Source organism: Bradyrhizobium sp. 76 (assembly GCF_023073025.1).
GTDB lineage: Bacteria > Pseudomonadota > Alphaproteobacteria > Rhizobiales > Xanthobacteraceae > Bradyrhizobium.
On sequence record NZ_JADPIS010000021.1, the window covers coordinates 1 to 13,562 of the forward strand.

The window sequence follows — 13,562 nt, forward strand, 5'->3', positions numbered from 1 at the left end:
CGCAAGAAGACTCACGTGGATCTTGATCCATGGCTGGAACGAGCATGCGCAAGTCTCGTCGCATCCTTCGCCAACGGCATCACCAAAGACAAGGCCGCCATCAACGCTGCGATTACAACATCTTGGTCTAACGGGCAGACCGAAGGTCAGATTACCAAGCTCAAGCTCGTCAAGCGTCAGATGTACGGGCGCGCCAAGCTCGATCTTGTTCAGGCGCGCTTGATCGGCGCTACATGATCACCAATGCACCAAAATTGCGTCAGAGCCAAAATTGGACGCCGATGAGGGGTCAAAGTTGCAAGCCGATTGACAATTATGCCTGCCGGCTGCCCGACGGCGCCGTTGACCTGCTGGATGACGTCGGCGCCAAGCTCGCCTTTGCCGACTGGTTCTATGATATCCGTCGGGAAACGGCTGCGCAAAAGCTCTTCGAGTTCCAATTCGAGGACTTCGCCTTGGGCCTGTTGCGAACCTTGCTCCGCCTTGCGCTTGAGTTCCTCGATCGTACGTGCCATCGACTCGATCGTTTGATCCTTTTCGGCAACGCGAAGCCTGGCAGCGTCGTCGGCTTCCTGCCTGGCCTTGGTCTGAACCGTTGCAACGGAGGCTTGAACGCGCTTTTCGATGGTCAAGTCCAACTCACGCTTCTCATCGTCCAGCGCGCGCTGCTTGCGAATAAGTTCAGCCTGAGCCTGCTGGGCTTCGGCCAGCTTGCGGTTATTCGCCTCCAGAAGCTGACGGAGCTCGGCAGCCTCATTAATTTTCGCTGATAGTTCCGCGGCAGAGGCTTCGCGCGCCTTCTTGGCTTCAGAAGCGACAATCCGCTCGCGTTCGGCCGTCAATCGTTTCGCGACCTGGTCTTCGACCGCCTCGCGGTCCTTGGTGAGCTGTTCGCGTTCCAGACGGAGCGCCTCAGTCTTGCGGGCGACTTCAGCATCTTTTCCCGCGAGCTGTTCCTGGAAGCGACGGCGGGTTTGCTCGAGCAGCGGCGCGGCAAGCGATTCCGTCAGTCGAATTTCGTGATTGCAGTTCGGACAATGTAAGGTAGGCTCGTATGCGCCATTCGTGGCTGCCGCTTTGAAGCTCATCGCGTTGATCTCATTCGTCGCTGAGTCGCGATTGAACCGTATTGGTGTGTCGGCGCCAGAGCGGAATGTGCGTGTCCACATGGGATTTCCACCTGTGGGCTTCCAAATCTGAAATCCGAACGTGCGGATCCGTCGAAATATTCCATAATCTATGTTATGCGAATCGAAAACGCCATTGAAATCAATTGGTTATACCTAGCAGCGACTGTTGCCCTCTCAATATCCTTGTTCCCGCGTCATCATCGTTGCAGGCGACGAGAAGCAGTGCCACCGGATCCGGTGTTGGAATTAGGTCGGTTCTAGCGGACTTCGCCCTAGGCTTGGCGGCCGCTAACGTGAGCCCCGGCGCGACCGCTGCGTGACAACGCGCACTGGTAACGAGCTGAGCGCACGCAATCCGCTGCTGTCCCGGTAGAGCGGCTCGCCTGCTATCTCAATCGATGCGACACGCCCAGCCAAAGCTGCCAGTACGGCTTCGCCTTCGAGCCGTGCGACCATCTGACCGACGCAGCCGTGGATGCCGGTACCGAACCCGATATGTCCGGCGACGCGCCGGGTGATGTCGAACTGATCGGCTCGCCCCCACCGCGCGTCGTCGCGATTTGCCGATGCAATCAGCAGCAACACCTTCTCGTGCTTGCCGATCGGCACACCAGCGACTTCGGTTTCGTGCGGCGTGGTCCGGAATACGTACGGCGCCGCCGAATCGTAGCGCAGGGTCTCGTCGAACGCCGCGCGCGCCAGCGACGGATTGGCGGCCAGGATGGCCCACTGCTGGGGATGACGGGCAAGGCTGTAGAGCGCCATGCCGATGGCACTGATGGTGGTATCCAGTCCGGCCGAGAGAAAGGATCGGACCAGCAGCGGCGCCTCTTCCTCTGTGATTTCGCCGGTATCCGCCGCCTCATAGACCTGCGCCCCGAAACTGCCGGGAGCCAACGCCTGCCGCAGGCATTTCGCGGCGACCCAGGGCAGCACCTTGGGCGCATGGGCCATCAGGCTTCGGAAGTAGTCGTTCTCCGGCCCCATGCCGGCAAACACCATCGCGCCATAGGTCAGGAAGTTTTCGCGGCCCTCATTGTCGATGCCGAGTGCGTCCGGGAACACGGTCAGCGGGAACACTTCTGCAAGATCGCGGATCGCATCGAACGACCCCTTTTCGACGAGGTCGTCGACCAGCGCGACGGCCTTGGCCTTGAACGCATCTTCCAACTTCCGCATCGCGCCAGGCGACATGATCCGCGCCAGCACTTTACGGGTGCGCGTATGCAGCGGCGGATCCGCCTCAAGGACGATGCTCGGTGGGCGCCAGGGCTTTTCCTTGAAGTAGTTGGCTAGTCCAGCACCGCCGGCATTACTGAAGTTCACATGATCGGCGAAGATTGCCTTGACCTCGGCGAAGCTGGGCACGGCGAAGATGCCGTACTTCTCAAGACGGATGATCGGCCCCGCGGCGCGAAGCTCGGCATAGGCCGGGTATGGATCGGCGCGGGTATCCGCGCCGAACGGATCGAAGTCACTGCAGGCATGATCGAGCGCCAACATCCCCATTGCTCCCTCCTACTGTCTGCCGTTTCTAGTTAATTGACCATAGTCATTTATCTTAAGCGCGGCAAGCCGCGAATGAACGATCTTTCTTTGCTTGTGATTCCAGTGACGTAGCGGCAAGGAGAGACCGGCGGAGATTCGGAAAATGTCGATCAAGCGGTCAGGAAATCCCGAGAGCGCGCGGCGGTTTCAGCGCCGCGCGCGCCAGGAAGCTGACAAGCAGGCGTTGCAGGTACGCATCCTTGAAACTGCGCGCAGGGAATTCGCGACGGGCACCCTCGAAACTGTGTCAATCCAGAAGATTGCCGACGCGCTTGGCTACTCGAAGGGCACGGTCCTCAAGTACTTCCCGACCAAGATACTTCTGTTGCTGGCGGTCAAAGAACGGAATCTTGAGGAAATGGCGGATCGGCTCGAGCGCGTCCGCGCGCGACATTCCAACAGCGAGGCGCGGCTGCGGCGTGTCATGGAGACCTATATCGACTACTGGGTCGACAACCCCGATCACTTCCGCTCGCTCTATTCGATGGCTGGGACTGTCGAGGACAGACGCTTTCCTGATGGCGTCTATTTCGGGCAGACCGACATTGCGCGGCGGGGATTTGGGATTTTTGTGACCTCGATCAGCGAGTATCTCTCCGAGCTGGGTGTGGAGACAACGCCGATGCTAACGCAACGACTGGCAACGGCCCTGCTCTCCGCGGCGCATGGAGTGATTTCACTGCCGCTCGGAACACCCACTATGAAATGGCCGGATATCCGTGGCAACGGCCGATTGGTACTCGGCAATCTCATTGACGCTTGGTCGGCGAAGATCGAAGCCGCGCGGCGAACGGACGCCTGGCCGAAAATTTCGATCATCAATTTCCTTTAGATCGGCCGCACGGAGCCAACAACTCGGTTTGTGAGACTCAACTTCGGCCATGTCTGTTCTATGCCAACCGCGGTCGCCGGCTTGGCCCCTACTGTGTGCCCTACGGCGCTCACCCTTGTCCTTCTTTATGTCCGCGTGACCTGCCTCTTCAGACGTCGACATCTCTCGCCACCGTCTCCCTGAATCGGGCCGACCTGCAAAAGTTCAGCGCAGCGCACCCTTACAGGAGCCACCTCCAATCCGCACGGTCGAGGAGCCGATGCAGGCCATGACGCTATCACCGATGCGTTCGTTAGCGCCGGTTCGACGCAAGCGCGACCATAACCTTCATTATGGAATATCCGAATCTGATTTGCGCCAGAATCTACCGAAAGCTGCGTCAAATTAATCACCAAATCGTCAAGGGCTAGAGAGATTCGACATGTGGCCTTAGTACGTCAACGCCATGTGGCCTTAGCACGTCAACCGTCTCGATCAGTCCCGCAGCCTCCATCACGAGCAATAGCTCCGCTGGCGTCATTTCCGGTTTCTTGAAACGTTCGCGCATACGCCGAATGGCGGCAACGGCGCGCGGCTGGTTTGCGTCGTGCGTTGACCTTGGTCACACCGTCTTTTATGCGCGCCTTAGGCACGCCGATGTCTTTTGCGATGATGTCGAGCGCGATCTTTCGCGCCGCCATGGCGGACCTATCGACAGCGCGCCGAATGGCATTGCGCATGCCGCGAGCGGATAGCTCAGTTGCCCACTTCTCCAATTTGCTGGCATCAACTGTCACGCTGATCGTAGACATGGTGCGTTATTACCTACTTGTTAGTTTGTAGATCGCGGTCGCTGTGCTAACAGCGCCGTCCATCGAAGAACTAAGGAGCTAACTTGAAACGTCCCGCCAAGAAGAAGAAGTTGATGCGCCGCGAATGGACGACCGCTGATTTGCGGTCACTTAAGAAGCACTCGAAGGATCGAACGCCAGTCCTGAAAATCTCGAAGGAGATGAAGCGCACCATCGGTTCGCTACGTCAGAAGGCCCTCGTCTTGGGCATCGGCTTGGGTCACCAGCGCTGACAAAAACAGAGCTGCGCAGCGAATATGCTGCGCGGCCTGCCCTTGAACTATACTTTCGGCGGTGTCCGCTTCGAGCGCTCAGCGGGTTGCGGCATCATTGCGGTGTACCGCTCACCCTGCTCGACCATGCGCGCGACTGGCGAGCCCCGGGGCAACGTGCGGCAAGAGCCCGCTCGCGACAGCGCTGCGGCTGATTGCATCGAGCGTCGCGGCGGCCTCATTCAGTGTATCGGCGAGATCGTTGAGCGCTGTTATCGTGGCACGATCATTCATCGCCGCTCTCCGCGTTGTCGGCGTCACACGCAAACGGTTTGGCGCCGTTGCCGGTGCGCAGATAGTTGAGCGGAGCTTCACTGCTAACCCGCTCCCCTTCGGCGTAGCACCGAGCGGACCCGACGCCGATGCAACTCGCGAGCAAAGCGGTCAGCGTCTCCATGGCGTCGGCTAGGCGCCCAAGTTGACGCGCCGCAGCCGCGATCTTTTCGAGCGCATCGGCGGCACGCCCTAGGCGGGCGTCTTCAGACAGCGCAAGCAAGTCGCCCACGCTGATCGTCTGGTCAGGTTGATTGGTCATGACGGCTTTCCGTTGGATGGCGGGTAGCGGGAGACGCCGCGCCAATCCCCGCCCGAAGCAGTAACGGACCGGCGCGACGGCTTTCAGTGCGCGGCGTGACCCAATCTGCGCAGAGGAAGCGCTCCCGCTCCGCGCCCTCCTACCATGGGCGACGCGACCAATAGAATCGTCCAATTCCCGGAATTGGTCGGCTAAGCCATGGAGCGATCTTTGCTTCTACGGAGGTCTGCTCCCGCAGGCGAAGCAGACCTATCGGGCCTGTGACCCGAAGCGATAAAGGGAGACTAGGAGCGTGGCGGGCACTCAACGCTCTCTTGCTGCGAGGAGCCGTCGAATGTGGTCAAGAACAGGACGATGGTCCAGCCGCTTCGACGCAGGAGGTCCCTCTTGGCAGAGGTCGCCTGCCAATGCGAGAACCTTAGCGATTGTCCCGCCCAGCAGCGTCTTCACGCTGGGGTAGTTGGTTTTGATCCACGTCGAGAGCGCGAACCCGGCGTTGGTGGGCTCGTTCATGTCGATCAGCGCAACGTCGATGGCATGCCTGTCATCGCGGAGGCACTCACGCGCTTCGTCGTAAGTGATCGCTTCTAGGACCCGATAGCCGCATTCACGGAGGTATTCGGCGAGCGGATGTCGCACCAGCACATTGTGCTCCACGACTAAAACACATGCTGTCTTCATGCTGCGTTACAGCGTCATCCCGAGTATCTCAGCGATCAGCTTGCCGATGCGTTTGGGGTCGTAGGGCTTGCTGACGAACTTACCTACTCGGCTCGCGACGCTCTCCAATGCTACGTTCCCAGAGGCAACTACGATAGGCAACATTGGTTGCTCGGCTCGAAGTCTTTCAGCTAAAGCTAGTCCGTCGAGATCTCCAGGCATCTGAATGTCGGTGACCAGCACGTCAATCCGCTCTCCGCTCCCTATGTATTGCAGAGCGTCGTCGGCTGATGCGGTTTCAATGACTTCAAAGCCGAGGCCACGAAGCTGATCAGCCAAATCTTCGCGGATAAAGAACTCATCCTCAACGATCAGCACCTTGACTCTCTGACCGTCCAATACCTCCAACGGAACCATTTCGACCTCCCGCCAAACCCTTGAACTTTTAAGAAGTGCGTGGTTCCTAGCAAGTTAGCCGCCTCCTTTGGCCACACGATGTTACCCGCCCCCTTTTGATATTGGCGACGGCTCACGCCATGAGCGGCAGCGGACCGCGGATGATCTTTGAAGAGCGGTTCTTTAACGGACCAGTCGAGCCGGGACAGGCACAACCGCTTCAAGGCTAAGAACAGATGATCTGACCATCTTCTCTACCCGTTCCCAGTCCATCCGTGCCACCCGCAGCCTTTCAGGCTGCGGGGAGGTGAGACATGGGGAGTTTGGACCGAAAGTGTGTCAGGTGACACGCTCTGACACGCGTGACACGACGGTCGCTTTTTCGATCATCATCTCTATAAAATTCAGCTTCCTTTGAAATGACGCAGCACGGGCCGCCAAGCGACCACGTTAGGCACTTTTGATGCCGGTTCGAAGGGCCGTTCCACACCATCACTTTTGATGAAGTTCAAGCGCCGGCTCGTGTTGGTTTCACAAAGGAATCAATATGATGCAGCGAGCACTACGTCCGTCGGCTCTGGTCCCTCACGGGTTTGACGTGGAAAGCGCCTTTTGTGATGGCGCTACGACCGTGATCACCGTGCGTCCCACGAGCGGGACGAGTCTCTGTCCCGGATGCGGGACCAGTTCTGGGCGGATCCATAGCCGATATCGGCGGCGCCTAACCGATCTGCCGCTTGCGGGGCGGCAGGTTCGCTTGGTGGTCGTGGCGCGCCGCTTCCGCTGCGTTACTGCTCTCTGCGGTCGGCGTATTTTCACCGAGCGCTTCGATGACGGCGCTCTAGCACCGTGGGCGCGGCGAACGACCCGGCTTGATCTGATCGTCCATCACCTTGGCCTCGCCTTGGGTGGCCGCCCGGCGGCGAGTTTTGCCCGTCGACTTATGCTGCCCGTGAGCAACGACACATTGCTTCGGGTGGTTAGAAGGCGCGGATGTCCGCCCTTTGCTGCGCCGAGTGTTATCGGCATCGACGATTGGGCCTGGCGGCGCAATCAGCGCTACGGAACGATCGTCTGCGACCTCGAGCGGCGACGGCCTATCGCCCTGTTACCCGACAGAGAGCCGGCCACCGCGCAGGCCTGGCTCGCGGGGCAGCCACAAATCGCTGTGGTCGCGCGTGACCGCGGCGGTGGTTATGCCCTTGCTGTGGCCAAGGCACTCCCGCATGCCACCCAGGTCGCCGACCGTTGGCACCTCATGGAGAACGCCAGCCACGCCTTCCTGGATGCGGTTCGCAAATCCATGCGCCAGGTCCGCGTCGCGGTCGGCTCCGCCACCATAAATCCCACTTTATTGACCGCCGCCGAGCGCATACAATATGAGGGCTATCTTCGGCGAGAAGACACCAACGCGGCAATCCTCAAACAGGCTGAGACGGGCATCTCCATAAAGGAGATCGTACGGCTCACCGGCCATAGCCGGGGCCTCATCCGCAGGGTATTGCGAGGTCAGCGATCCGACGTGTTCAGGGTGCGCGAGAGCTCGCTCGAGCACTACCTGCCATGGCTCGATGTTCAGTGGGCCGCTGGCCATTGTAATGGCGCCGACCTGTGGCGTTGCCTCAAGGCGCGGGGATTTAGAGGCTCGGTGCGAGTCGTTACCGAATGGGCGACACGCCGTCGGCGTGCCGAAATGCCCGATGCTCAGAGCCTGCAGCGCGTACCGTCCGCGAGAACTATCGCCCGCCTGATGACCAATGGCCGCGATACACTATCAAGGTCAGAGACCGTCACCATTGCGGCGATCGAGCAAGGCGTTCCTCTTCTAGTGGAAGCTCGAGAGATCATAGCCGCTTTCCATGCGATGATCCGCAAGAAGGCTCACATAGAGCTTGAACCATGGTTGGAACGGGCACGCGCAAGCCTCGTCATGTCTTTCGCTAACGGAGTCATCAAGGACAAGGCCGCCGTCAGCGCAGCGATCACAACGTCCTGGTCCAACGGACAGACCGAGGGCCAGATCACCAGGCTTAAACTGGTGAAGCGCCAAATGTACGGACGCGCCAAGCTCGACTTGCTGCAGGCTCGACTAATCGGTGCCACATGACCAGTGCTGCACCAAAATTGCGTCAGAGCCCCCTTTGGACGCCGATCGGGGGCGCATTGCCTCACCCAGAATGTTACTGGACAACTTCTCGCCGATGAATGCAGCGGCGCCACCAAATTGGTTCGGTGGCCTCCATGGCGGGAAAGATCAGCATGGGCGCGAGGCGCGAGGTGGTGTCGGCGGTGATGGAACGTTACCGATCGGCCAAACGAGCGGAGAAGGGGCGGATCCTTGACGAGCTGTGCGCGACGACGGGCTGGCATCGCAAGCATGCGGTGCGCGCACTCCGGCGACGCGCAACGGTTGGGCCCGGCGCAGTTGAGGCACCGCGAGAGCGCAAGCGTAGATATGGTGCGACGATCAAGGACGCGATGACGGCGCTGTGGGAGGCGTCGGATCGGGTGTGCGGCAAGCGGCTCAAGGTGATGATCCCGACCTTGCTGCCTGCCCTCGAGCAACATGGCCGATTGCGACTTGGCCAGGCGGATCGTGACTGTGTTCTCTCGATCAGCCCCGCAACCATCGACCGCCTGCTCGTGGACGTGAAGGTCGCGGCGAGCGGTGGCAGGCGACGCCGTGCCGGATTTTATTCGGCAATCCGGCGCGAGGTCCCGATCCGCACGTTCAATGACTGGAACAGCCCGCCGCCTGGCTTCTGCGAGGTCGACATGGTCGCCCATGGCGGAACGTCGGTGGCTGGCTCGTTCATCCAGACTTTGACGATGGTCGATGTCGCCACGGGCTGGACGGAGTGTCTGCCGTTGGTGACGCGGGAAGGTTCGCTGGTCGTCGAGGCGATCAACCGCGCACAGAGCCTGTTCCCCTGGCTGTTGCGCGGCGTCGACTTCGACAACGACAGCGCCTTCATGAACGATGTCGTAGTGCCATGGTGTCGCGAACAGAAGCTCGAAGTCACACGCTCGCGCGCCTACAAGAAGAACGATCAGGCGTTCGTCGAGCAGAAGAATGGTGCCGTCGTCCGCCGCCTCATGGGTTATGGCCGCTTCGATGGCGTCGAGACGGCGCGCGTGATGGGTCGCCGCTATGCGGCGGCAAGGCTCTACGTCAACTTCTTCCAGCCGTCATTCAAGCTGAAGGAGAAGCGCCGCGAAGGGGCTAAAGTGATCAAGCGCTATCATCTCCCATCAACACCCTATGAGCGTGCATTGGCGCATCCCAAGGTCACCGCAGCCGTAAAGAAGCGGCTGCGCGATCAGTATCGCTCGCTCGATCCGGTCGGGCTGTTGGCCGAGATTCGCGCGACCCAGGACGAACTCGGCAATCGCGTCGATCGTCGTGCCGGACAAGTGCGCGGCCTGCAAGCCGCCAGCACGAGCACCGCGCCAGCCACCACAGCCACCTTTGCGAAGACGCTCGGCAAGACGACGACCTCCGGCGAGCCACGTGCCACACACCGGCGCACCCGTCGGCCCTACAAAACCAGGGTTCGCATGCCGTCCAAGCTCGATCCGCATATTGCTGTGATCGAGGGTTGGCTCGCCGAGCAGCCGCAGCTAACTGCGCTCGCCATTGTCTGCCGGCTGAGCGAGAAATACCCCGAGGATTTCGGGCCGACGCAGCATTCTATTGTGCAGCGTCTGCTGAGGGTGCTTCGACGGAAGACTGTTAAGCAGTTGCTCGCGAAGGAGCCGCTTGCGGACGTCACGACCGCAGCCCCATTGCCCGGGGTTGTGGACGGCTCGGGCTATGTAGGGCCCGACCCGCCCACAGCCCCTCTCATCGAGCAAGCCGGGAAAGCTACCTGGCGCGACCCATCAGGCGACCTCGGATCGTCATCGGCCACGGCGCCGCCAGGGTAACATCTGCAAGTGAGGCAATACGGGGGGTCCCAGTCCAACGCCGATTGACAGGCCGGATGCGTACGTTGGAGCGCAAGGCCGCCAAAATGAGCAGGTCAACCGAGGTGTTTCGATCGGAGATCGTTGCGGTATCGACGATCGGCGTCGCCGCGATGGTCGTTTTTTGGGATCTCTGGCTATGAGGCCTGCTCCGCCTTGACGGCGGCAACGGCCAGCATCGCGTCGCCGATCATGTTGCCCTGTGCCTTCAGGGCATTGCCGGCGCCGACGATATCCCGGACCTCTTTGTTCTGGCTGAGCTTCGACTTGCCGACCAAGCGTGTGATTTCGATCTCGATGCCGACAATCATCTTGAGCATCGTGTCGATGTAGTCCTTGGGGCTGTCGGTCATCTTCCAAGGATCGGCCTGTTTCGCCTCATGAATGCGCGTCAGGCGCGCGACCATGCCGCGGCGTTACGCTCATCATCGCGGATCGTGACACGTCCGTACACATGCGCAACCATGTAGTTCCACGACGGGACCTGCTTCTTGAACTCGACCTTGCTCGGATACCAGTTCGGCGAGATGTAGGCATCCGCGGCGCGGAAGACGATCAGAACCTCATCACCGGTGGCGAGATCCTGCCAAACAGGGTTCGCACGAGCTACATGCGAATGAAGCACGCCCTGCCGACCTTCGTGCGCATGCAGTTCGAACGGAATATGATTCGCGTCGAGTCCACTCTTCCCGTTCGTAAAGAGGATGCCGAGTGGATTATTTTCAATGAGATCGTGAAGCACCTCGGCGCGAGCCTCAACGAAGTGCGGAGGGACGTACATGACAACTCCTTGGCTATTGCAGGACGCTGTGCACCCTTGGGTCGCGCAGCATCAACAGGCTTGGTTCAGACCTCGGTCATCTCGAATTCACTCTTGCCAGCACCACATTCGGGGCAGATCCAATCTGCGGGCACGTCCTCCCAGCGGGTGCCGGGCGCAATGCCCTCGTCAGGCCATCCGTCTCGCTCGTTGTAAATGAGCCCGCACAGCGCACACATCCAGGTCTTGTAGACGGGCGCATCGCCTGCGATTTCCGTGTTGACGTGAGCACTTTCGTTGCTCATGACAACTTCCCCTATTCCAGTGGCAGGGTTCACGAGTTCGATTAAGGGCAAGGCTGGCCTATCCAACAGTGCCAGATAACTGCAGTTTACCGGACCAGTTTCATGCCTGCGATACTACTTTTCCCTTTGTTTCGCCGATCGTGATCATCACCTGCACCTTGCGTTTGCTGGCGTGCCGATGCTGCGCCATCGCGCGGGTGGCGCGTTCGTCAAGATACGCCTCATCTTGGGGCTCTTGTTGCCTGGAGTGCCTGTCGTCTTTATTGGCCCGCGAAGCGACCTGCTCTTGAACGAATGAAGCTCACTCGGCAGGCCGGGCGGTCGAGACGGCGTTCCCCTCCGCATTGTCGAGCGCCGCAGGAGCCTTCGGCTTGCGCAAACGCACATAGACCTGCGCCGCCAGAAGCGTCACGCAAAGAAAAAGAAAGAACGCGCTGATCGGCCGCTCGACGAAAATCATGGCATCACCGCGCGAGACCAGCAGCGAACGGCGGAAGTTCTCCTCAAGTCGTGGCCCCAGCACGAAGCCGAGGAGGATCGAGGCCGGGTGGAAATCGAGCAGCAGGAGTAGATAGCCGATCAATCCAACGACGACGGTCTCGCCGACCTGGAACATGTCGTTGTTGGTCGAGTAGACGCCGATCGCGACGAAGAACAGCGCGCTTGGATAGAGATATTTATACGGAATCATGAGGAGCTTGACCCACAGCCCGATCAGCGGGACGTTGAGCAAGACCAGCATGACGTTGCCGATCCAGAAGCTCGCGATCAGGCCCCAAAAGATGTCGGGGTGCTCTTTGATCAGTTGGGGACCGGGTACGATGCCCTGAATCATCAGCGCACCCAGGATCAGCGCCATGACTGCGTCCCCGGGAATACCAAGGCTCATTGTCGGAATGAAGTCGCCCTGTACCGACGAATGCGTCGACGCCTCTGGACAGGCGACGCCTTCGATCATGCCGGTGCCGAACTTCTCCGGCGTCTTGGAAACCTTTTTCTCGGCTGCGTAGGAGATAAAGGAAGCGATCGTTGGTCCCGTTCCCGGAATGAGCGAGCAAAGGCTCCCGATGACGGTGCCGCGCAACATCGCAGGGATGGAACGGCGCAGTTCGTCGCGTGATGGGCGCAGATCGCGCAAACCGACTTTCGAATAGCGCGTGTTCACCTCGGAGTATTGGTTCACGCTCTTCATGAACTCGGCGATACCAAATAGGCCGAGAGCGAGTCCGACGAGTTCGATGCCGTCAAGGAGATTCGGGATGCCGAAGGTGAAGCGCTCCGAGCCGGTCTCGACATCCGTTCCCACGATTCCTAGAAACAGGCCGAGCAACGTCATGGCGATGCCTTTGAGAGGCGAGCCTTTCGCCAGCGTCGAACCGGCGAGCAGGCCCAGAAGCATCAGCGAGCATATTTCAGTTGGACCGAACTCCAGCGCGACCTTCACCAGCACCGGAGCCAGAAAGATCATTTCCAGGATGCCCCAGGAAGCGCCGACGAACGACGATAGGACCGTGATGCCGAGCGCCGCACCGCCGCGGCCCTGCTTCGTCAGCGGAAACCCATCGAGGCACGTCACCGCGTGCGGCGGATGGCACGGTAAGTTGAGCAGGATCGAACAAATCGCGCCGCCGTATTGGGCCCCATAGAAAACCCCTGACAGCATCAGGATGGCGCCGACCGGCTTGATGCCGAACGTCAGCGGCAGCAGCACCGAGATGGTGGCGAGTGGCCCCATTCCCGGCAGCACGCCCACCATGTTACCTACGAGGACGCCGACAAAACACCACATGAAATTCTGCGGCTCGAAAGCGACACCAAAGCCGTACCAGAGATCGGAAAGCGCGCTCGCGAACATCTAAAACCCCCAACGGTACAGCGGGAAAGGAACCTTGAGCACGTAGGAAAAGAGGAGGCAGCCGACGACCGCGACGACCGCGGCCAGGACGGCTGATCCTTTCAGCGTGGCGGTCCTGTCGCCGAGCGCGGAGACGAAGACGCACATGAAGGTGGCCGCGGCCATTCCGAAATAGAGGCCGAAGAGGACGAACATCAGAGGACCCGCGAGGATGCAGGCCCAGCCACGCCATTCCATCGCCGCGGGCAAGACGCGCTCTCCCTCTTCGAGAGGCGTCGCCAATCCGGTGACGAAGATCAGGGCTCCGACGAGAACCATCATGAGGCCGAGCATCAACGGAAACATGCCCGGTCCCACGTGCGCGAAGGTCCCGAGCGAATATGTTGCTGAGTTGACGCCGATCCCGGCGCCCAGCAGCACCATGAGCAGCCCGGCGTAGAAGTCCTTCTTCCGCAGCATCATCGGCATATCGG

Annotated in this window: 15 protein-coding genes and 1 pseudogene; 5 read left to right on the forward strand and 11 right to left on the reverse strand. The window is 60.2% G+C overall.

Annotated features, from left to right (window positions below; genetic code table 11):
- The coding region (locus tag IVB48_RS07155; RefSeq protein ID WP_247398896.1) for a transposase at window positions 1-237 on the forward strand (237 nt) is incomplete at its 5' end.
- Here the strand turns inward: IVB48_RS07155 and IVB48_RS07160 are convergent.
- Both IVB48_RS07160 and IVB48_RS07165 read right to left on the reverse strand, forming a co-directional pair.
- Window positions 210-1,169, reverse strand: a complete 960-nt coding sequence (locus tag IVB48_RS07160) for a DUF2130 domain-containing protein (RefSeq protein WP_247398899.1) — start codon at window positions 1,167-1,169, stop codon at window positions 210-212. The two genes, IVB48_RS07155 and IVB48_RS07160, sit on opposite strands and share 28 nt — an antisense overlap.
- A gap of 249 nt (window positions 1,170-1,418) precedes the next feature.
- Complete coding sequence (locus IVB48_RS07165) at window positions 1,419-2,633, reverse strand: cytochrome P450 (RefSeq protein ID WP_247398904.1); 1,215 nt, start codon at window positions 2,631-2,633, stop codon at window positions 1,419-1,421.
- Between the two features lie 148 nt (window positions 2,634-2,781).
- Here IVB48_RS07165 and IVB48_RS07170 point away from each other — a divergent pair, with 148 nt between their 5' ends.
- On the forward strand, window positions 2,782-3,510 hold the full coding sequence (locus IVB48_RS07170) for a TetR/AcrR family transcriptional regulator (RefSeq protein WP_247398907.1): 729 nt from the start codon (window positions 2,782-2,784) through the stop codon (window positions 3,508-3,510).
- Window positions 3,511-3,971: 461 nt separating this feature from the next.
- Here the strand turns inward: IVB48_RS07170 and IVB48_RS07175 are convergent, their stop codons facing one another.
- Window positions 3,972-4,301: a hypothetical protein gene (locus IVB48_RS07175; RefSeq protein ID WP_247398909.1), complete on the reverse strand. Its 330-nt coding sequence runs from the start codon at window positions 4,299-4,301 to the stop codon at window positions 3,972-3,974.
- An 83-nt stretch (window positions 4,302-4,384) separates the two neighbouring features.
- Here IVB48_RS07175 and IVB48_RS07180 point away from each other — a divergent pair, with 83 nt between their 5' ends.
- A complete protein-coding gene (locus tag IVB48_RS07180; RefSeq protein WP_247398912.1) occupies window positions 4,385-4,573 on the forward strand; it encodes a hypothetical protein in 189 nt (62 codons plus the stop codon).
- Between the two features lie 111 nt (window positions 4,574-4,684).
- Here IVB48_RS07180 and IVB48_RS07185 read toward each other — a convergent pair whose 3' ends face one another.
- From IVB48_RS07185 to IVB48_RS07200, 4 genes are all read right to left on the reverse strand, one after another.
- Window positions 4,685-4,846, reverse strand: a complete 162-nt coding sequence (locus IVB48_RS07185) for a hypothetical protein (RefSeq protein WP_247398915.1) — start codon at window positions 4,844-4,846, stop codon at window positions 4,685-4,687.
- Entirely contained in the window at window positions 4,839-5,147 is a 309-nt protein-coding gene (locus tag IVB48_RS07190; protein ID WP_247398918.1) for a hypothetical protein, read from the reverse strand. The genes IVB48_RS07185 and IVB48_RS07190 overlap by 8 nt, the downstream gene beginning before the upstream one ends.
- A gap of 303 nt (window positions 5,148-5,450) precedes the next feature.
- Window positions 5,451-5,828, reverse strand: a complete 378-nt coding sequence (locus tag IVB48_RS07195) for a response regulator (RefSeq protein WP_256468510.1) — start codon at window positions 5,826-5,828, stop codon at window positions 5,451-5,453.
- Window positions 5,829-5,834: 6 nt separating this feature from the next.
- Window positions 5,835-6,224 carry a response regulator gene (locus IVB48_RS07200; protein ID WP_247398923.1) on the reverse strand — a complete coding sequence of 130 codons (390 nt, stop codon included), beginning with the start codon at window positions 6,222-6,224 and terminating at the stop codon, window positions 5,835-5,837.
- A 529-nt stretch (window positions 6,225-6,753) separates the two neighbouring features.
- On the opposite strand from IVB48_RS07200, the gene IVB48_RS07205 reads away from it, so the two are divergent.
- Both IVB48_RS07205 and IVB48_RS07210 read left to right on the forward strand, forming a co-directional pair.
- The gene (locus IVB48_RS07205) at window positions 6,754-8,310 is read left to right on the forward strand and encodes an ISL3 family transposase (RefSeq protein WP_247399024.1); all 1,557 of its coding nucleotides are present in this window, start codon (window positions 6,754-6,756) and stop codon (window positions 8,308-8,310) included.
- Window positions 8,311-8,444: 134 nt separating this feature from the next.
- Window positions 8,445-10,130, forward strand: coding sequence for a transposase family protein (locus IVB48_RS07210; RefSeq protein ID WP_247398925.1), 1,686 nt, complete (start codon window positions 8,445-8,447; stop codon window positions 10,128-10,130).
- Between the two features lie 176 nt (window positions 10,131-10,306).
- Here IVB48_RS07210 and IVB48_RS41295 read toward each other — a convergent pair.
- The 4 genes and pseudogenes from IVB48_RS41295 to IVB48_RS07230 all read right to left on the reverse strand — a co-directional run bounded on the left by IVB48_RS41295 (window position 10,307) and on the right by IVB48_RS07230 (window position 13,557).
- A pseudogene (locus IVB48_RS41295) lies at window positions 10,307-10,950 on the reverse strand (FMN-binding negative transcriptional regulator).
- Between the two features lie 65 nt (window positions 10,951-11,015).
- The gene (locus IVB48_RS07220; RefSeq protein WP_247399027.1) at window positions 11,016-11,168 is read right to left on the reverse strand and encodes a rubredoxin; all 153 of its coding nucleotides are present in this window, start codon (window positions 11,166-11,168) and stop codon (window positions 11,016-11,018) included.
- A 367-nt stretch (window positions 11,169-11,535) separates the two neighbouring features.
- Entirely contained in the window at window positions 11,536-13,089 is a 1,554-nt protein-coding gene (locus IVB48_RS07225; RefSeq protein ID WP_247398929.1) for a tripartite tricarboxylate transporter permease, read from the reverse strand.
- Window positions 13,090-13,557: a tripartite tricarboxylate transporter TctB family protein gene (locus IVB48_RS07230; protein WP_018456533.1), complete on the reverse strand. Its 468-nt coding sequence runs from the start codon at window positions 13,555-13,557 to the stop codon at window positions 13,090-13,092.
- Window positions 13,558-13,562 lie beyond the last annotated feature (5 nt).